Source organism: Flavobacterium sp. (assembly GCF_965277525.1).
Classification (GTDB): Bacteria; Bacteroidota; Bacteroidia; order Flavobacteriales; family Flavobacteriaceae; genus Flavobacterium.
Map to the genome: position 1 here is coordinate 578,978 of NZ_CBDIDC010000009.1, position 22,466 is coordinate 601,443.

General features: G+C 35.4%; 8 protein-coding genes. 1 reads left to right on the plus strand and 7 read right to left on the minus strand.

The window, feature by feature from the left end; all coding sequences use genetic code 11:
• Window positions 1-82 precede the first annotated feature (82 nt).
• The 6 genes from ACQY44_RS19600 to ACQY44_RS19625 all read right to left on the minus strand — a co-directional run bounded on the left by ACQY44_RS19600 (window position 83) and on the right by ACQY44_RS19625 (window position 20,316).
• Window positions 83-1,075, minus strand: a complete 993-nt coding sequence (locus tag ACQY44_RS19600) for a TauD/TfdA family dioxygenase (RefSeq protein WP_428231983.1) — start codon at window positions 1,073-1,075, stop codon at window positions 83-85.
• Between the two features lie 109 nt (window positions 1,076-1,184).
• The gene (locus ACQY44_RS19605) at window positions 1,185-5,966 is read right to left on the minus strand and encodes an amino acid adenylation domain-containing protein (RefSeq protein WP_428231984.1); all 4,782 of its coding nucleotides are present in this window, start codon (window positions 5,964-5,966) and stop codon (window positions 1,185-1,187) included.
• An 80-nt stretch (window positions 5,967-6,046) separates the two neighbouring features.
• The gene (locus ACQY44_RS19610; RefSeq protein WP_428231985.1) at window positions 6,047-7,312 is read right to left on the minus strand and encodes a condensation domain-containing protein; all 1,266 of its coding nucleotides are present in this window, start codon (window positions 7,310-7,312) and stop codon (window positions 6,047-6,049) included.
• A 50-nt stretch (window positions 7,313-7,362) separates the two neighbouring features.
• A complete protein-coding gene (locus ACQY44_RS19615; protein ID WP_428231986.1) occupies window positions 7,363-18,483 on the minus strand; it encodes an amino acid adenylation domain-containing protein in 11,121 nt (3,706 codons plus the stop codon).
• A 315-nt stretch (window positions 18,484-18,798) separates the two neighbouring features.
• On the minus strand, window positions 18,799-19,332 hold the full coding sequence (locus ACQY44_RS19620; protein ID WP_428231987.1) for a UpxY family transcription antiterminator: 534 nt from the start codon (window positions 19,330-19,332) through the stop codon (window positions 18,799-18,801).
• A gap of 297 nt (window positions 19,333-19,629) precedes the next feature.
• Window positions 19,630-20,316: a hypothetical protein gene (locus ACQY44_RS19625; protein WP_428231988.1), complete on the minus strand. Its 687-nt coding sequence runs from the start codon at window positions 20,314-20,316 to the stop codon at window positions 19,630-19,632.
• Window positions 20,317-20,569: 253 nt separating this feature from the next.
• Here ACQY44_RS19625 and ACQY44_RS19630 point away from each other — a divergent pair, with 253 nt between their 5' ends.
• Window positions 20,570-21,328: a response regulator transcription factor gene (locus ACQY44_RS19630; RefSeq protein ID WP_428231989.1), complete on the plus strand. Its 759-nt coding sequence runs from the start codon at window positions 20,570-20,572 to the stop codon at window positions 21,326-21,328.
• Window positions 21,329-21,332: 4 nt separating this feature from the next.
• Here ACQY44_RS19630 and ACQY44_RS19635 read toward each other — a convergent pair whose 3' ends face one another.
• Window positions 21,333-22,094, minus strand: coding sequence for a ThiF family adenylyltransferase (locus ACQY44_RS19635; RefSeq protein ID WP_428231990.1), 762 nt, complete (start codon window positions 22,092-22,094; stop codon window positions 21,333-21,335).
• Window positions 22,095-22,466: the final 372 nt, after the last annotated feature.

The following is a 22,466-nucleotide window of genomic DNA, read 5'->3' on the forward strand; positions in this document are numbered from 1 at the left end:
CATTAGTATCTGATTAATTAAGTTTTAACTGTTCTAAAATAGCAGGAACAGTTTTCTGTTTTTGGTTGTATCGTGTTGTTTATTAAAACAATGATGCTATGATCTGTCTCGTGCCTTCATAAGGATTTCTTCCGTGGGACATCAGCATATTGTCCAGGAATAATACATCTCCTTTTTCCCAGGGAAATACAACTGTTGCTTTTTGATAGGCTGCTCTTATTTCTTCTATTTCTTCTTTAGAAATCTCAGTTCCATCTCCAAAAAAGGTATTATTAGGAAGTTCATCTTCTGTTTTTACAAGGTCAAAAAAGGATGCTTCAAGTGCATATTTATTAAAGAAATAGGCATGATTGAACCATATTTGCTCTCCTGTAACCGGATGTTCCCATATCGCTTTTTTATTCCATGTTAGGACTAAGTTGGTATCGCTTTTCCACTCATACGAAATTCCCTGTTCGTCGCAAGTTGCTTCTACCTCTTTTTTGTTTTCTGTCTGAAAAACTTCTTTCCAGGACAAACCGTATGCTTCGTTGAGGTTTCTAACATATCGTACTCCTTTTTCAAAAAACTTATTTCTTGTTTTTTCGCTTAAAGATTGCAATACAATTTTATTATCGGCTATTGGAGTTTCTCCTTGTTGGTCTGCCGGATCTATGCAGCAAAAAACAATATTACTTGGGTGAACCGGAGCATAGGAACTTTCGCTATGCATCTCAATATGGTATTCTTTAGGATATGTAGTAGTGTGGTAAACATTTTTTCCAACGGCATATCGAGGTGATGATCTCAAGTTATATTCAAGAGGTGTATCTGCGTATAATCTGCTAAAGTTTTCGAATTTTTCAACAGTATTGATATGAAATCCTCTAAAAAGTATGGCGCCATATTTATTCACTTTCTCTTCAAAAACCTGTCTGTTTTGAGCCACCCAGTCATTCAATTGCATTCCTACTGTTGCAGGTTTAATTACCAGAGGAAATTCGGCTTCACCAGGCAGTACAGCGTATTCTACACTTGCGGCATCGGTTACTTTTTGAGCTTTGATATTCTTTAATTTTTGTATGCTATTAATCATGATCTTATTTTTTAAATACAGTTTTTATACTGTTACTGTTAGAAATATTTTAATTGCAAGATGTGCTTTGAGCAGTGTACGATTTGAAAAGTGTACGATATACAAGGTTTTATTTTTTGACCAGTTTAAATTTATTGACATTCAGATTTCGTAAGTTTTGTTTGGTTTCTTTTTGGAAATCAACATCACCTATTTTCTCGTGAGTATTATCTAGTAACTGTGCCAGTAAATTTTTAAAATTATTCATCAAACCTTTAATGCAGCTTTGATTATATACATCTTTATTGTAATTAATATCAAAGTATAAATAGTTACCTATTTCTTTAAAATTAATAAGCATATCCAGTTTTGCTCCTCTTTCGTCCTGAACCACAATTTCTTCAATTTCTTCTGGCGTAAACTGTAATTTCATGTTGTTTTCTCCGGTATTATGGTAGGAAAGCATCACATCATAAAGAGGATTACGGCTGGTATCGCCTTTTATCTTTAGATCATCCAGTAGATTATCAAAAGGATACATTTGATGTTTTGTGTTTTCAAACATTACATCTCTTACTTTTTTAAATGCCTGATCAAGATTCTCTTCAGAATTCATTTGATTACGCACCACCATATTATTAAAGTAAAGTCCAATTTGGTTTTCCAGATCTACATGATCTCTTCCGGCAATTGGCGTTCCTATTAAAATATCTTTTTGATTTGTATATCTATGAAATAAAATATTCCAGACAGTCAACACCCCTGTAAATAAGGTTGCGTTATTTGCTTTACAGTATGCTTCCAATTTTTTTGTATCAGTATCTGAAATTAAGGTTCTTAATGTCTCTCCATTACTTGTTTTTACTTTTGGTCTCGGTTTTTGACTTGGTAAGTCTAGTAAGGCTCTGTCCCCAGATAGTGTTTTTAACCAATATTGTTTATGATGATCAAAAGCATTATTTTCCAATTGTTGTTTTTGCCATGCTGCAAAATCTTTATATTGAATATCTAAAGCCGGAAGTGAAGCTGTTCTATTGTTTTTATATGCATTGTAGAAAGTTAAAACATCTCGTTTTAAAATGTTTTTTGAAACTCCATCACCAATAATGTGATGCATATTATAATAAAAGACATAATCACTATCTGAAATTTGCAATAATGCAATTCTTAACAACGGTCCTTCATCAAGGCGAAATGGCTGTAATGCATCTTTTGCCATATAAGCTGCTACTGTACTTTCAATGTTTTTCTCTGCTCTAAAATCTAATTCCTGAATTTTAAAATCAATTTCCGGAGCGGTACGTATCCATTGTCTTACTTCAGCATTTTGATCTTCTTTAAATACGGTTCGCAAAGTTTCATGACGTTCTATAACGGCATTAATGGCTTTCTTTAAAAGTAAAATATCATATCCTTCTAAAACAAGATTCGCAGGCATATTGTATGAAATATTACTTTCTTCGGACTGGCTCAAAATCCACATGCGATACTGACCGCTTGAAAGTGGATAATTAGCCTGTTGTGCTACCGGTTCTATTTTTTCAATGGTAATCTCAGTAGCTTCGTCAAATAATAAAGTACAATGCTCTTCAATTGTTTTATTAATAAATAAATCTCTCAATTCTAATTTGATTCCGTACTCTTTATGATATCGGGTAATGAGTCTTGTAAGCTTAAGACTGTGTCCGCCAAACTCAAAGAAATTGTCCCGAACTCCTATGCGTTCCCTATCTAAAATTTCTTTCCAGATCGTTACCAGTTTTTCTTCATTACTATTGCGTGGAGCTACATATCCGTTTGCATCTGTTCCCTGTGTTGCTACTTTTGGCAAGGCTTTTTTGTTTACTTTTCCGTTAGATGTCAGTGGCATTTCATCAAGAGCAATACATATCGTAGGTACCATATAATTAGGCAGGCTTTCTGAAAGATATTCTTTGAAATTGTCTAATGTATACTCCTCTTTAAGAACTACATATGCAACTAATTCTTTAGAGTAAAATTGATCCTCGTGAACAATAACAGCGGCTTGATTTGCATATGGACAAATGTTTAATGCTGCTTCTACTTCTCCAAGTTCTATTCTAAATCCTCTAATTTTGATTTGTTTATCATTTCTTCCTAAATACTCAATATCTCCGCTAGAAAGTCGTTTTGCGACATCTCCGGTTTTATATAAACGTTCTTCAGGATTAAACGGATTGGTCATAAAACGTTCTTTTGAAAGTTCCGGACGATTTAAATAACCTCTTGAAACTCCTGCACCAGAAACGTATAACTCGCCGGTAACTCCCATAGGGACTAAATCAAAGTTTTCATCGAGTATGTAACAACTCATCGTTGGTATAGGTCTTCCTATATCACTTACATTAAGACTGATTTCGCGGGCACCAATTTTTTTAAACGTTACGTGTACCGTTGTTTCTGTTATGCCGTACATATTAATAAGGGCACAATCCGGATATTGAGCTGCCCACGGTTTAAGGACTCCCGGAGTAAGTGCTTCTCCTCCAAATATCACATAGCGCACATCCAGTTGCTGACTTTTATCGGTAACCTGTTCTTGTAAAGCATTAAATGCAGAGGGTGTCTGATTCAAAACTGTTACTTTTTGTTCTGATAATAAATCGGCAAAGGCTTTAGTGTCTTTAGCTACGAGTTCCGGAACAATCACCAGTTTGCCTCCATATAATAATGCTCCAAATATTTCCCAGACCGAAAAATCAAAGGAATAAGAATGGAATAAACACCATACATCTTTTTCACTAAAATCAAACAATGGCTGGTCCGTAAAGAAAAGCCTTACTACATTGCCATGCTCGATCATTACGCCTTTAGGAACTCCTGTTGTTCCCGAAGTATAAATTACATAAGCAAGATTTGATAATGGTAAATCTAAGGCCAGGTTTGTTGTAGCATAGCCAGAAAAGAAGGTATCTGCCTGATCTAAATTTACTTGCTGAGTATGATCTTCCAGTTGTATAGCTTTACTGCTTTTTGTACTTGTGAGTATAATATTTGAATCGATATCATTAAGAATAAAATTAATACGGTCCGCCGGATATTCAGGATCAATAGGAACGTAAGCTCCTCCTGCTTTTAAGATTCCAAGTATTCCGATAATCATTTCAAAAGAACGGTTGATGCACATTGCTACCATTTTTTCCGGTCCAACGCCCTGTTCTTTTAGATATCTTGATAACTGATTTGCATTTTCATTCAATACTTGATAGGTCATCTCTTCTCCATCAATAGATAATGCAATAGCATTTGGGTTTGCTATTACTTTTTCTTCAAAAATTTCAACCATATTTTTATCTGATGGATAACCCACTTCTGAAGCGTTGTATGTCTTTGTAAGCATAAGTATTTCTTCTGCTCCAAGCATATTGAAATCTCCTATTTTTGTAAATTTCTCGTCTACTATTTGACATATTGCTGTTCTGAAATGTTCTGTAATCATTTGCACAAATGCCGCATCCATGATAGAACTGTTAAAGGTAAAATCGATAATAAGTTTATCCTTTAGCATTGGCTGAATTGAAAGCAAATAGTTGTTATTCTCTTTTACATTCACGCTTTCTATTTCTAAAACAGGCTTTTGCTTACTGTCGCCACTTTTAGACGGATAGTTTGTAAAAGATAGTAAAGAATCAAAACAATCTCCTTTAATTTCATTCCACTGTTGGATTTTACTCAGGGATGTATGTTGGAAATTTCTTGCTGCTACAGCTGTTTTTTGCAGCATTGCTAAAAAATCTGTTATGGTTTGATTCTTGTCAATTTTAGCTCTTAAAGGAATGGTGTTGATATATAACCCCACTTTACTGTCATAATTTAAATCAGCCGGACGTCCGGAAACCGTAACACCATATACAATATCTTTAAGACCAGTATACTTTGATAATAAAACAGCCCATACTGCTTGTGTTAATGTATTGGGTGTAACATGTTGTGATTTCGAAAAATCATTTATTTTTTGAGTCAATGGCTCGTCAAAATCAATGGTAATACGTTCGTATTTTCCTTTTCCTTTATTACGCTCATGCGCTGCTTTACAAAAAGGCAATAATGAAGGCTCCGTAAAATCCTGCATATAAGATTGCCAAAATGCTTTTTCTTCAAAGGCATCTATTGATTTGATATAATTGATAAAATCTTCGTACTTATCTTCTCGCTGTGCCTCAAGAGGAGCTCCATGCATTAAATTGGTATAGGCTTTTATAACTTCCTGAATAATTACTTGTCCGGACCAGCCATCCCATAATACGTGGTGTTTTGTCCAGATCATTTTAAATGCTTCCTCACCAAACTTAGCAATCGTGATACGCATTAATGGCGGGTTTGTAAAACTAAAATCTTCAAATCGATCCTGGTCTTTAAGTGTTTTAAAGGTTGCTTCTTTTTCCTGATCTGTATGGTTTGTCAAATCAAGGAATCGCAACGGAACTGCTACTTCTTTATTTACAAATTGAATAGGAATATTTATTTTATCATATATAAATCCGGTTCTAAGTATTGTATGGTTATTAATTACATATTCCCACGCTTTTTTAAACAGGGTTATATCTAGGTTTGATGAAAAACTAACGTCAAACTGTGTATGATAGGTTGTGTTTTCCTTTGATTCAGTGTTATATAAATAAGTGCTATGAAAAAGGATACCTTCCTGCACGGGGCTTAACCCGTACATGGAAGAAATATTTTTTCTGTCAAGTTTAAAATCTTCTTTCTTTAAATAGGTAATAATATCTGCCTTATTTTCTTTGATAAAAGAAGTAATATCAGGACGATCTGTAATGGTCTTAATATCAGCAGGTGTAAGTTTTCCTTCTTTTCCTAATAAGATTAAATCCTGTCCATTAATTTTAAGTTGAAATCCAAGGCCTTTTAAATTTTTTATGAATTTTTCCATGATTTTAAAATATCTTTTCTAGTAGTAGCGTAATCACTCCTTAATGTTATGTAATAATACTTTGCGTTCTATAATTGTAATCAGAATACGGCAATACCTATTAATGTATCTTCATGTTCTGTAGGTGTTTTTAGAATATCTTCTATACTTTCTAAAAAAGATGTGATAGTCTCAGGTTTAAAATAGAGGGTATTATAGGTGAGTATAAAATCAAATGTGGTCTCTTTCTCCTGGACCAAAAGATTAAGATCGTATTTTCCTAATCCTTGATTTTTATATTCTAAAGGTTCCTCTTGTTCTTCTGCAACAGCATTATAAGTATCATATAGATATAACACATCAAATAATGCGGTTCTGCTCATATCCTTTTTAGGATTGATTTCTACAACCAGTTTATCAAAAGGAATTTCCTTATTGTCATGTGCTGTTTCCCATGTTTTAGCGACAACCGTGCAAGCATCAGAAAGTGTAGTGTTTTCTTTAAGAAGACTCTGTAATACAACTAAGTTTTCTATCGCTCCAACAGTTGATTCCGTAAGATGATTTCGCATATTCATAAGTGTTCCTATCACGATATCAGAGAGTCCTGAAAATTTTGCCAAAACCATTTTATAAGTAGCCAATGTGACTATTTGTGATGTCGTACCATTAATAGCGGCCAAAGATTGAATACTGTCTTTGCTAAAAGAAAAAGCACTTGTTCCTGCGTTATAAACATGAATCGGTATTCTTTCTGAATCAGTAGGAAGATACAATACTTGTATGTTGGTCAATTTTTTTCTCCAATAAGCAACCAAAGTTTCTGTTTCGTAAGGATCAACATTCTGTTCCCACTCTGAAAATTCTTTGTACTGCATGGTAAATCCTAATTGATCTTCCGGACTGTCTATAAAACTTAAAAAATCGTCCTTAAGAATCGTAAGACTGTAGCGATCTACAATGGCATGATGGAATATAAAGAGTATTCTTGTATGATTTTCCAGACGCTCAAAAAAGGCTTTTACCAATAATTCATTTTCAAAATCAAAAGATACTTTCCGCAATTCTTCCTGATTTTCCTTAAGCTCAGGTATCTCTTTAAGAAGTGTGCTAATTATAGTGTCTTCGGGAGTTGTGAGCAATTGAAATATTTGATCACCTTCTCTTATTATTTTAGTTCTCAGGATATCATGACGGTTTATTAATTGTGTAAAAGCACGGTAGATCTCTTGGGTACTTATTTCTTTTTCTATGGTTAAACTCAATGGTATATTGTGATAAACAGGTCCTCCTTCATAGAGATAGTCTCTTTCAAAATGATCTATAAACCACATCCTTTGCTGGTGATAGGATACAGGTAATTTCATATGTTTTGTATTAAGTAAATAATATATTGCTGAGGTAAAATTTGCAGTTCTTAGAACCTGAACATGCTCTCGTCCTGAGCATCTTCCTGAACTGCTGATTCAAATAAGGCATCAAATTCCTTGAAATCTAATGCATCACTCAATCCAAAATCCGAAGGGGTTACTTCCCTTACTTCTTTATTGATACAATGTTCTATAAGCTGAGTTAAATTTTCTATGAATTTATTAGCCAGCTTTTTGACTGTTTCAGGACGATAGCGTTCTTCTGAATAATCCCAGGAAATTCTAAGTTCATTGTTGATAATAATTGCTTTTACAATAAATTTTTCTTCTAATAATGAAGCAGCACTTATATGAGCTCCAGAATTTTCCGGTGCCGATGAAAAGAATGTATTTTTGTTCAATACATTATCAATTTGCCCTAAATAGTTAAAAACCACATCCCATCCGCAATCTTTTAATGAATTGCGTATTTCTTTAGAGGAATGTAGATAACGTAAACAACCATATCCCATTCCTTTAGTCGGAATTTTACGTAATGCTTCTTTTACAAATTTAATGATGTCGCCTTCAGTCTTTGCGCCATCTCTTGATAAAATCACAGGATATTTATTGGTAAACCATCCTGTAGTACCGGCAAGATCTATGTCTGTAACTATATTTTCTCTTCCGTGACCTTCAAAACCTAATGCTAATTGTTGTGTATCGAAAACATCTTCAAAGGTCATTTGTAACGCACTCAACATCAAATCATTAATCTCTGTACTATACGCCGTATTTGCTTCTTTTAATAAATATTTGGTATACTCCTGGTTTAGAATTCCTTCCTGAGTTCTTTTAGTTTCCCTTGTTGGTTGGTTTGCCGAAAAATCTGTTGGAAGTGGCACATATTCAAAATTAATTTGTTGCCAATAGTCTAATTGAGATTCTATTTCTTCTGTCTCTGCAAAGTTTTTCAACTTATTGATCCAATCTCTGAACGAATTGTTTTTATTTCCTAAGTACAACGTTTCATCTACGTTTTCATCTGTTAATAAAGTTTCTAAATCATCGATGATAAACCTCCATGAAACACCATCTACTGCCAGGTGATGTGAGACCATAAAGAGTCTGTTATATTCTTCAGAATCCGGCGTTTCGATAAGAATAAATCGTGCTAAATCCCCTTTTTCTATATCAAAAGATTCTTGGTATTTTACACAAATGGCCGTAATAGCTGCTGCGGTATTTTTTTCTTCTGTTATCGTTTCTGTTCTGTACAAATTGGCAGATTCTCCATAAAATTGTTTCCATTCTACCTGTTGCTGTACGATCTCTTTTGTGTATCTAAACCTAAGCGAATCGTGACGTTTTGCAATTAAGTTTACTGTTTTTTCCAATTGTTCTTTGGCGACCTTTTTATCTATACTTAAAAGTACTGCCTGATTAAAATGTGATAGTGATTCATCTTCTCGCTCAAAAAACCAATGTTGAATTGGAGACAATGACACTTCACCTTCTAAAAGTCCTTGTTCTGCAGTATTTAATTTTTCGCTGTTTTTTTCAACGGCCACAGCCAATTCAGCTATCGTTTGATAATCAAATAAGTCTTGCACCTGGATTTGATAGCCTTTTTTCTTTGCTCTGCTTACTACCTGAATTACTATAATAGAATCACCACCAAGCTCAAAGAAATTATCAGTAACCCCAATATGCCCTACATTTAGTAAATTTTCCCAAATTGTAACCAAAGCTTCTTCTACTTTTGTAGTAGCGGCTACATATTCACGCTCATTATTAACTTCAGGATCCGGCAATGCTTTTCTGTCTATTTTTCCATTTGAGGTTAACGGCATCTGATCCAGTACAACATACGCCTGTGGAACCATATAATCCGGAACAAGTCCTGAAAGGTAAGATTTTAACTCAGACTCTGAATAACCCTCTTCTGCAACCAGATAACTCACTAAACGTTTCACGCCCGTACTGTCTTCCTTAAACAAAACTTCGCTTTGTACAATACCGGAGTACCCTTGTATCACGCGACTGATTTCTTTTAATTCTACACGATAACCGCGTATTTTAACCTGATCGTCAACGCGTCCTAAAAATTCTATTTCTCCCAGTGAATTCCTGCGTACTAAATCTCCGGTTTTGTATAAAACCAAACTCTTTCCTTCTGAAAATGGATTGGCGATAAACTTCTCTTTCGTTAAATCTTCACGATTCAAATAGCCTTTTGAAATTCCTGATCCTCCCAATAATAATTCTCCTGAAACTCCAATTGGGCATAACGACATATCGCTGCTTACAATATAGGCTTCACTCTCTGAGAATAATTTCCCAACCGGAATGGTAACATAATCAAAATCAGGATCTACTTTATGCAATAACTTTCCGATTGTACTCTCAGTAGGACCATAATGGTTCACGATAGCTACGTTTGGATTTTGTGACGCTATTTCTTTTATATACGATACCGGCAACACATCTCCTCCAAATATTAAGGTACGTGTTGGCAATAACAATTCTGTATCGATGCGTAATGCCTGCCAGTGGCTTGGTACAATTTTGATACAATCAATCTGGTGTGTGTTGAAATAAGATTGTAATTTAACCCCATCCATTAAAGTTTCTTTGTTGAATAAATGCAAACATCCACCACTCAATAAAGAACCGTACAATACCGTATTGCCTAAATCAGCAGAAAGTGAAGACATTAATCCGAAACTTTTGTTTGCACTAATTGAAATCTTAGCCTCTAATCCCTGATAATAATCTACCAGATTCTTGTGGCTCACCTGAACTCCTTTTGGATGTCCTGTTGTTCCCGAAGTATATATTACATAAGCTGTGGTATCTTCTGTGGCCAATGATGAAAAAGTAACATCCTCTGGCAATGCCGCAATATCTGCAAACTGAATATCAATAGAAAACACCGGAACCGAAAACTCAATAACATCAAATAAACTCTCCGAAGCTATAAGAAGGCATTTTACTTTTGCTTCTTCCAGCATATATTGCTGACGTTCTTTTGGCAAAGAAGCATCTATTGGAACATAACCTGCTCCTGATTTTAAAATCGAAAGAATACCAAGGAATGACCAGTTTGAGGTATCCATCATGATACCCATCAGATCATTTTGCTTCAGGTCGTAAGTCTGTTGGTAATAATAGGCCAATCGCGTTGAAGCTTCATCCAGCTCTTTGTAGGTCATACGGCTGTCATTATAAACAAATGCAACGGCATCCGGATTTTTTGTTACCTGTTCCTCAAAAAGAGACAAGACCGTTCCTTCGCCAGATAGTGTATAGCCAAGTGTATTATAATCTGTGATTAAGGCATGCTCTTCTTCCTGGCTTAACATTGCCAGATTGCCTATTGATAAAGTACTGTCGGCTAAAATAGTATCCAGAAGATTCTCATAATGTGATCTCAGGGATGATATTGTTGATGAACGGAACAAATCACTGCAATAGTTGAATGAAAACTGAATGCCTTCAGGGCTGTCTTCTGCAAAAATAGTAAGGTCAAACTTCGAAATATCATAATCCATTGACACTGATTCAATGGTAATATCGCTGAACTCCGCAATTTTAGCATCCGGATTGTTGTTTAAAACAAACAATACCTGAAACAACGAACTTCTGCTTTTGTCTCGTGTATTCTCTACGCGGTCCACTACTTTTTCAAACGGAACAGCGATGTGATCATAAGCTTCCAGAGTGGTTTGCTTAACTGATTTTAAAACTTCACTAAAAGATGGATTACCGGACAAGTCGCTTCGCAGTGCCAGTGTATTGACAAAGAAACCAATCATGGATTCTAATTCCTGCTGCGGACGATTGGAAACGGTAGTTCCAACACAAATATCGGATTGACCACTGTAGCGGTATAACAATACTTTGTAAACACTCAACAATAACATAAACAAGGTCACGCCTTCTTCTTTGGCATAAGCTCGTAAAGCATTACTACGATCGCTGTCTAATCTAAAATTAACATGATCTCCGCGGCTGCTCTGAACTGAAGGTCTTACATAATCCGTAGGAAGTGCAGAAGGTGCAACACCTGCTAATTTATTTTGCCAGTAATCTAACTTCTCTGACAAATAATCTCCTGTGACCTGAGAACGCTGCCAAACCGAGTAGTCTGTATATTGAAAACTAAGAACTGGTAATACGGCTTCTGTTCCTGATTGATACGAAGCATATAATGTTTTAAATTCATTGACAATAATTGATGAAGACCATCCATCTGTGGCGATATGATGACGCACCAATAATAGAATATGCTCATTGTCTGATACTTTGATTACTGTAGCACGAAGCATATAATCTTTTGAAAGGTCAAAGGCTTTGTTGACTTCTTTGGCTATCAATGCTTCATGATCCTCAACAGAATTCAAAATACTAAGCTCCCAACGATCAGAACATTGCAATTCCTGATACGCAATACCGTCTTTTTCTACATATATAGTACGAAGCGCTTCATGACGCTCTATAATTGTTTTTAAAGCGCGTGAAAGATATGCTGTATTAAGATCTCCTTTCAGGTTTAACAATGTAGGTACATGATAATGCTCACTCCCTTTTAACTTGTCTATAAACCACAGACGCTCCTGGGCATAAGATAACGGAATGTCATTTGGTAAATCTTGTTTGCTTACCAAAGGAAGTACTGAACCAGCATCTTGTATTTCTATAAAAGAAGCTAATGCTGAAATATTAGTATGATCGAATATGTCTGTAATCGTAACAGCTACATTCATTGTACTCTTAATAGCCGACAATAAACGAACTGCTAATAGAGAATGTCCTCCCAGTTCAAAGAAATCATCCGTAACTCCAATTTGTTCTATATTTAATAAATCCTGCCAGATCGCAACCAATGTTTCTTCTGTTTTTGTAGTAGCGGCTACATATTCACGCTCATTATTAACTTCAGGATCCGGCAATGCTTTTCTGTCTATTTTTCCGTTTGAGGTTAACGGCATCTGATCCAGTACAACATACGCCTGTGGAACCATATAATCCGGAACAAGTCCTGAAAGGTAAGATTTTAACTCAGACTCTGAATAACCCTCTTCTGCAACCAGATAACTCACTAAACGTTTCACGCCCGTACTGTCTTCCTTAAACAAAACTTCGCTTTGTACAATACCGGAGTACCCTTGTATCACGCGACTGATTTCTTTTAATTCTACACGATAACCGCGTATTTTAACCTGATCGTCAACGCGTCCTAAAAATTCTATTTCTCCCAGTGAATTCCTGCGTACTAAATCTCCGGTTTTGTATAAAACCAAACTCTTTCCTTCTGAAAATGGATTGGCGATAAACTTCTCTTTCGTTAAATCTTCACGATTCAAATAGCCTTTTGAAATTCCTGATCCTCCCAATAATAATTCTCCTGAAACTCCAATTGGGCATAACGACATATCGCTGCTTACAATATAGGCTTCACTCTCTGAGAATAATTTCCCAACCGGAATGGTAACATAATCAAAATCAGGATCTACTTTATGCAATAACTTTCCGATTGTACTCTCAGTAGGACCATAATGGTTCACGATAGCTACGTTTGGATTTTGTGACGCTATTTCTTTTATATACGATACCTGCAACACATCTCCTCCAAATATTAAGGTACGTGTTGGCAATAACAATTCTGTATCGATGCGTAATGCCTGCCAGTGGCTTGGTACAATTTTGATACAATCAATCTGGTGTGTGTTGAAATAAGATTGTAATTTAACCCCATCCATTAAAGTTTCTTTGTTGAATAAATGCAAACATCCACCACTCAATAAAGAACCGTACAATACCGTATTGCCTAAATCAGCAGAAAGTGAAGACATTAATCCGAAACTTTTGTTTGCACTAATTGAAATCTTAGCCTCTAATCCCTGATAATAATCTACCAGATTCTTGTGGCTCACCTGAACTCCTTTTGGATGTCCTGTTGTTCCCGAAGTATATATTACATAAGCTGTGGTATCTTCTGTGGCCAATGATGAAAAAGTAACATCTTCTGGCAATGCCGCAATATCTGCAAACTGAATATCAATAGAAAACACCGGAACCGAAAACTCAATAACATCAAATAAACTCTCCGAGGCTATAAGAAGGCATTTTACTTTTGCTTCTTCCAGCATATATTGCTGACGTTCTTTTGGCAAAGAAGCATCTATTGGAACATAACCTGCTCCTGATTTTAAAATCGAAAGAATACCAAGGAATGACCAGTTTGAGGTATCCATCATGATACCCATCAGATCGTTTTGCTTCAGGTCGTAAGTCTGTTGGTAATAATAGGCCAATCGCGTTGAAGCTTCATCCAGCTCTTTGTAGGTCATACGGCTGTCATTATAAACAAATGCAACGGCATCCGGATTTTTTGTTACCTGTTCCTCAAAAAGAGACAAGACCGTTCCTTCGCCAGATAGTGTATAGCCAAGTGTATTATAATCTGTGATTAAGGCATGCTCTTCTTCCTGGCTTAACATTGCCAGATTGCCTATTGATAAAGTACTGTCAGCTAAAATAGTATTTAGCAGATTCTCATAATGTGATCTCAGGGATGATATTGTTGATGAACGGAACAAATCACTGCAATAGTTGAATGAAAACTGAATGCCTTCAGGGCTGTCTTCTGCAAAAATAGTAAGGTCAAACTTCGAAATATCATAATCCATTGACACTGATTCAATGGTAATATCGCTGAACTCCGCAATTTTAGCATCCGGATTGTTGTTTAAAACAAACAATACCTGAAACAACGAACTTCTGCTTTTGTCTCGTGTATTCTCTACGCGGTCCACTACTTTTTCAAACGGAACAGCGATGTGATCATAAGCTTCCAGAGTGGTTTGCTTAACTGATTTTAAAACTTCATTAAAAGATGGATTACCGGACAAGTCGCTTCGCAGTGCCAGTGTATTGACAAAGAAACCAATCATGGATTCTAATTCCTGCTGCGGACGATTGGAAACGGTAGTTCCAACACAAATATCGGATTGACCACTGTAGCGGTATAACAATACTTTGTAAACACTCAACAATAACATAAACAAGGTCACGCCTTCTTCTTTGGCATAAGCTCGTAAAGCATTACTACGATCGCTGTCTAATCTAAAATTAACATAATCTCCGCGGCTGCTCTGAACTGCAGGTCTTACATAATCCGTAGGAAGTGCAGAAGGTGCAACACCTGCTAATTTATTTTGCCAGTAATCTAACTTCTCTGACAAGTAATCTCCTGTGACCTGAGAACGCTGCCAAACCGAGTAGTCTGTATATTGAAAACTAAGAACTGGTAATACGGCTTCTGTTCCTGATTGATACGAAGCATATAATGTTTTAAATTCATTGACAATAAGTGATTCAGACCATCCATCTGTGGCGATATGATGACGCACCAATACTAAAATATGTTCCTGATCTGATATCCTGATCACCGTTGCACGAAGCATATAATCTTTAGAAAGATCAAAAGCCCTGCTCACTTCTTCGGATATGAATGTTTTACGATCCTCAACAGAATTCAAAATACTAAGCTCCCAACGATCAGAAGATTGCAATTCCTGATACGCAATACCGTCTTTTTCAATATATACTGTTCGCAAAGCCTCATGACGCTCGACAATGGTTTTTAAAGCGCGTGAAAGATATGCTGTATTAAGATCTCCTTTCAGGTTTAATACGGTAGGCATATGGTAATGCTCACTTCCTTTTAACTTGTCTATAAACCACAAACGTTCCTGAGCATAAGATAACGGAATAGCTTCAGGTAGTTCTTGTTTAATAATCAAAGGAAGTGCTACAGTATCATCCTGCACTTCTATAAATGAAGCTAAAGCTGAAATCGTAGGATTACTGAATACATTGGTAATAGTAACACCAACATTTAGTGCTTTCTTGATGGCTGATATTAATCGAACTGCTAATAGAGAATGTCCTCCCAGTTCAAAGAAATTATCCGTAACCCCAACTTGCTCTGCATTCAATAAATCCTGCCAGATCGCAACCAATGTTTCCTCTAATGCTGTACCCGGAGCAACATATTCATGTGCTCTACTGAAAACAGGATCCGGTAATGCCTTTCTATTTACTTTACCATTAGATGTTAATGGCATTTCATCCAGCTCTACCATAATTCCGGGAATCATATAATTAGGAATATGTTCTTTTAAGTAGGCAATCACATCGTCTTTTGTTTTATCTTCTTTAAGAACGATGTACGCAATTAATTCATTTACTCCGTAAGCATCTTCTCTGGCTATGACAACCCCCTGATGTATCGATGGACAACTATTGATAACGGTGTCCATTTCGCCTAATTCAATTCTGTAACCTCTAATTTTTACCTGACTGTCTTCTCTGCCCAGGTATTCTATATTTCCATCCTGAAGCCATTTTGCATTATCACCGGTTCTGTATAATTTTCCTTCTCCAAATGGGTTATTTACAAATCGATACGCATTGATTTCAGGAAGATTGATGTATCCTCTCGCAACCTGAATCCCTCCTATATATAATTCTCCCGTAACACCTTTAGGCTGAATATTCATTTCGTTATCCAAAATGTAAATCTGAGTATTGGCTACCGGTACCCCTATCGTAACACGTTTTAAATCTAGTGCTTTAAAAGGAACTATCCAGCTCGTAACATCAATAGAAGCTTCTGTAGGTCCATATAAATTACTTAATATAACATTCGGCAATACGCTTTGAAAATCTTCTACCTGATTTATTTTTAAAGCTTCTCCGCTACATACTACATTTTTTAAACTGGTACATTTAGCAACATCTATATCCAATAAGAAAGCACTTAACATAGAAGGTACAAAGTGAATCATTGTAACTTTATGTGTCGCAATTAACGATCTTAAATAATCACTATCCTTATGTCCTTCCGGTTTTGGAATTACTAATTTACAGCCCGATAACATAGGCAGAAAAAACTCCCATACCGATACATCAAAACAAAAAGTAGTTTTTTGTATCAATACATCATTATTGGTTAAGTTATAATATTCTTTAGCCCATAATAAACGGTTAACCAAACCTCTTTGCTCATTAACAACTCCTTTAGGATTTCCTGTAGATCCGGAGGTATAAATTACATACGCTGCATTTGAAACCGGTATTGCGACATCAAGATTAGCTGCTGACTGGTCTCCCAATACTAAATCATGTTTGTCAAGATTAAGTACGGTAATCGTTTCCGGTAAATCAATCATATTCAAACTATTGGCATTTACAAGTACAACTTTTGCCTTTGTATCCTCAATAATATAATCGATTCTTTCAGTTGGATAATGCGGATCAATAGGAACGTAAGCTCCGCCGGATTTCATAATTCCCAACATTCCAATGACCATCTCAAAAGAACGTTCCATACAAAGGCCAACAATAGACTCTGTTGTAATATTGATACTGCGCAAATAATGTGCAACCTGATTTGCTTTTGCATTTAATGCCGCAAAGGTCATCTCTTCTCCCTCATAAGCTAAAGCAATTCCTTCCGGATTATGGGCTACTTGTGTTTCAATCAAATCTACAATTGTTATATCTGTAGGATAATTGGTTGCCGTAGCGTTAAAGTCCTCCAGTAATTCTTTTTCTTCTTCTTTACTGATATAAGTTAATTGACCAATAGGAGTTTCCGGCTGAGATAATACACCTTCTAAAATTCGTTTATAATGCCTCATTAATCCTTCGATCATGTGGTATTCATACACTTCTGTATTATAAATAACATCAAAAATCAGTTGTCCTCCAACTTCCTGGAAATTAAGTTCTATATCTACTTTTGAAACTGTTTCTCCTAAATCAAGAATTGCATCCTTTATGGATAAAGATATTTCAGGAGACTCATTAATAACAGCTGTATTTTGAAGTACTAATAAAACATCAAATACAGTGCTTCTGCCTGCATCTCTTTTGATATTTAAGTTTTCTGCCAAACTATCAAAAGGATACATTTGATGATTAAACGATTCAAGTGTCTGTTCTTTGATTCGCTGATAGATTGATATAAAATTCTCCTCCGCATTTACTGTATTGCGTAATGCAAGTGTATTTACGTAAAAACCAATCTGATCTTCCAGATCTGCATGATTACGACCTGCCACCGGACTTCCTATAATAATATCTGTGTCCGAAGTATATTTATGAAAAAGAATGTTGATAGTGGTTAGTAAACTAATAAAAGTACTGCTGTTATTTTCTTTTGTAAAACGTTGAAGCATCTCCGTTATTTCTCCCGAAATATAAGTTCTCAAGTTGCGTCCTCTATGTGTTTTTACAGAAGGTCGGCGTTTCTCTGACGGAAGATCTAATATAGGTAATTCTCCTCCAAGATTCTCCAGCCAATAAGCTTTGTCTTTAGTAGATGCAGTTGTATTTATTTGTAAGGCCTGCCAATTTGCATAATCTTTATATTGAATATTAAGGGGCGCAAGTGAAGGAACTTTACCATTTACAAATGACTCATAAAATGTAAATACATCTTTTGATAATACATTCATCGACCATCCATCGCTTATAATATGATGCATATTATAATAGAAAACATAAGTCGCATCTTCTATTTGTAATAAACTCACACGGAATAAAGGTCCCGTTTCCAAATCAAATGGTACAAAAGAATCTTCGGCGATATAACGGGCAACACTCGCTTCTTTATCAATATCATTTCTGAAATCAATATAGGATAGTTTTAAATTTAAATCAGCTGCCGGTTGCACATATTGTCTTACCTCACCGTTTTCGTCCATTTTAAATGTAGTGCGTAATATCTCGTGACGGTTTACAGTGGCTGCAATTGCTTTTTGAAAGTACTCCATATCATAACTTCCCTTTAGCGTTGTACTCATGGGCATATTGTATACAACTGAACCTCCGTCAAATTGGCTTAGGGTCCAAAGACGACGTTGTCCTGCAGATAACTCATAACTTTCAGATACCGGAACAGGCGAAATCCCCTCAAAGGTCGATTCCATACTATTTTTGCTGTTTTTAAGTAAGGCAATAAGTCGCTCTTTATTGGTTGAAATATCGATTTTATCTTCCGCTGTAAGAGCCGCTGTATTTCCTGTTACTCTCAAATTCTCTTGTGAGTCATCCAGGAAAATTTGTACTTCTTTATTGGATAAACCAGTAATTATTGATTTGATATCTTTCATCTTAAAATGTTTACTTAAATGCTTTAAATTTGAATTAATAACTATATGATTAAAATGGTGCAATACAGGTATGACCTAAGCACATTGTTCTAAAAACAGTGTATTTATGTGGGGCTGTAATATTTTTTTATTAGATTTTGAATTGAAATGAATGCTCTTAGTAAGAGATATTCTGTAGGTATTTTTTAGTGTAAAAAACCGTAACTATAGATTTAAATTGCTTTAAAATCACTCAACAAAAATCAGAAATCCAAAAAACGATGTTTTAACGTTCTGCGACTATACACAACTAATTATTTTGAGAAAAAACTAAAATTAAGCCTTTGCAAAAGTGCTTTCTGTTCTGTTGGATAAATAAGACAAAGGAACGATTGCCGATATATTCTGACGTAATGAACTCAGTCGTACGCTAATCCTGTGCTGGTTATCGATTCTGAAAACTTCGCATTCCAGACCCGATAATTCGCCATGTGCGATGGTAACTTTATCTCCAATTTTGGGAAGCTCTTTATTGATCTGAACATCACTAATGTCCTTTCCTTCAACCAATAACTTGATCTGATGGATTTCTTTTTCTGAAACCTTGCCATATTCGTTTCCAAAAGACAAATACGAACAACCGCTGTCCACTGTCAGGACATCATGAAAATCTTTATTGGATTTGATGTTGACAAAAACGTAACTCGGAAATAAGGGAACCTGGATTTTTTTGGTGCGGTCACTCCATTTTCGAATGCTTGTTGCCATGGGTAGAAAAGCCTCCAGTTTTTTTTCTGTTAACTCTTTATAAACCTTACTCTCATGGCGGTATCTTACGTAAAGAACATGCCAGCCTTGTTTTCTATCCATAATTTTAAAAGTTTTTCGTGACACGCCATAGCTGCGCTGTAACCAGTCACATGGTTATTTTATTTAAGAAATGGTTTTGGTAACTAAATAGATTTATATGCTTTACCTCAAAAGGTAATTGGGTAACTGGTAACCTGGGTAATGATAATTTGATTTAATTCTCCGAAAATATACTTTTATGTTTTTTAAACTTTCAAGGTAACTATTCCGCTTTTGAGAACTTTGTAAAAAAGGATAAACAAACAACTGATCTTTTTTTTACTGGAGTAAACTTACAATACAAAATTTCATATCTAACTACACCAAAGGGTAGTTACGCTTCTCAGTATTAAATACTACCCTATTGGGTAGTTGATAGCTTTTGGCCGAAACCCCGAAAGTTTCTTCAGGTAAAACCAAATCCTTATTTGCGTTATAAAAATCTATAAGTCCGTGGTAAGACATGCTTACAGGGATCGTTTCTGAACCCAGGTATTCAATAGATTTACCTACAATTTTTGCCTTGATTCCCATTAATGTCAAAACGCGAAGCAGTTTGGCATCTATCTCTGCAAAAGCAATATTATCCTTATGGGTACAGATTGGCGCAATAGCCGAAACCAACAGTCTTTTAAGAATGTTTAAATCACGGACTCCTTTCTTGATAGCAAAACGACCAATATGCCAGATTTCATGAATGTCACTGCCCCCTGTACAAAGAAAAGGGTTGATCCCGAACATCTTCTGGATAGGCAATACGCTCACAAAATCCCATTTAAGGACTCTGATCGTGCCTACTAAATCGCCAAAATCGTTCTTTACAGCGAAAATTTTTGAATTCTCCAAAAAACCCATCTCTTCTTTGTAAACAGCATCAATATCTTTTTGATAATGCTTTGGAAAGACTTCATTTGAATGATGATTGAAATTTTCTGTCACTACAAATTTTGACATGTGAAAGATCTCGTTTTGACTAATTGACTGGTGGTTTATTTTGCTTATCATGGTCGTTTATTTTTACCCAAACTATCACCACAATTTACGCTTCGTATTACACAAAATACTAGTTATCAATAAACTAAGCAAATACTACCCTTAAGTGTAGTAAAAAAAGAGCCGTATTGTTAAAAAAAGCAGCAAATCAAAAACAAATGAACATTCTTCCCGAATTGAAGTTAAATTCATATAGAAATAAAAATATTTTAACATCATATCTCCAATTTTTCCTATATTCACACCGTATTAAAAATATGGTAATATGGTAATTGAAAACGACTTTTTTTCCTCTAACAACACGGTACAAAAAATTTCCGAAGATGAAGCCCTACGACTTGGGAATTACTTAGAATTAGTCAAGGCATTTGCAAGAACTACTTACAGTAGTATCTATATCATAGATTATGAGAAAAAAGGCTTTGAATATGTGTCGGAAAACCCCTTATTTCTATGCGACCACACCCCGCAGGAAGTACAGGAGCTGGGCTATGCCTTTTACTTTAAGTATGTAGTAAAAGACGATTTGGATCTCTTATTGAAGATTAACACCATAGGGTTTGATTTCTACCAAAATATACCCCTGGAAGAGCGGATACATCATACTATTTCATACGACTTTCGCTTAAAGAATCCCAGCGGGAAAACTTTTTTGGTGAACCAAAAACTGACTCCCGTATTTTTAACCAATGACGGTAAAATATGGAAGTCAATTTGCATTATTTCACTTTCCTCGGAACTGCAATCCGGAAACATTAAAATTTATAAAAAAGGTGAAAACAAAATATTCAGCTATGACCTGGAAGGAAATTTCTGGAAAACATTGAAAAAAATTGAACTCACAAGTCGCGAAAAAGAAGTATTACAATACTCCATTAGAGGCTTTACAATCGCCAATATGGCAGAAAGCATGTTTGTCTCTGCTGATACAATTAAATTTCATAAAAGAAAACTATTCACCAAACTTGGCGTGGCAAATATTGCAGAAGCAATAGCATACGCAACCAGTAACAAATTAATTTAAAGACCTATACTTCTTCGTCAATAATGGTGGACAAATAAAATTCAGGGAATTTTTTAAACTTCTTCCCGGTAGCAATGTTATAAAGCAAATGCGTACATACGGCAGCTACTGACCATGACGCTATAGACAACTGCGGAGGAGGTAAAGATTCCTTCTCATTTTTATATTTTTCAACAATACTATCGATCCATTTTTGCGGATTTCCCCAAAATCGCATATAACTTGATGCGTACTCCACCATAGTTACTTCATTAAATTGTTCGTCAGGATTTACTATTGCGTTTAGCAGAAGACCATCCTTGGCAATTACAGTAACCAAGCTTCCCCATCCTATATTGTACGGATGCAGAATTGGAATGTCTAGTTTTTGGCAAGCTGTATCAAATATCAGCGGTACCGGAGATGAAAAATCAAGTGCATTGACTGCTGCTTTATGACCTTTAATATGATCCCCTACATTTTCAACAGTTAAGAAAAAATCGAGACAATTGATTTCCGCGTTTTTATTAATCGATTTCAATCGTCTGGCCAAAGCATCTACCTTGTTCGAATCGACATCATCTTCAGTATAATTCTGTCTGTTCAAATTAGACCGCTCTACCTGATCACCATCTACAATTGTAATCTTTTCAAAGCCAAAACGTAGTGCGCATTCAGCAATCACACTGCCGATCCCACTTCCCGCCAACAAAATTGGAAAGTTTTTTATTATCTCTTGCTCTTCTTCAGTGAGATAAAGTCTATTTCTTGTATAACGATCTTCCATAAGTAGTTTTTTAAGTCAAAATTAAATATAAACAACTTGTATTTCTTTACCCAAAAGGGTAGTTTTTCCTCGTTCTCTCCCCAATAACACTACTTTAATGACATTTGAAAAAATTATTGCCTGCAGACCTAAACTAAATGAAAAAAATTGATTTTTAGAAACGATTAACAATCTTTTAAGACAAAAGAATCCCTATTTAGATTAAAACATTAATAATCAAAACTTTAAACTTCTAATTAATAAAATTAAAATCTGTCAGTCTGAAACCAATACTATATAAAAACAAAAAAACAGCTACAAGAACACTCTCGCAGCTGTTTAATTTAGTAATTCTTATATCGTGATTATAACTTTTCTAAGACTGTTCTATAA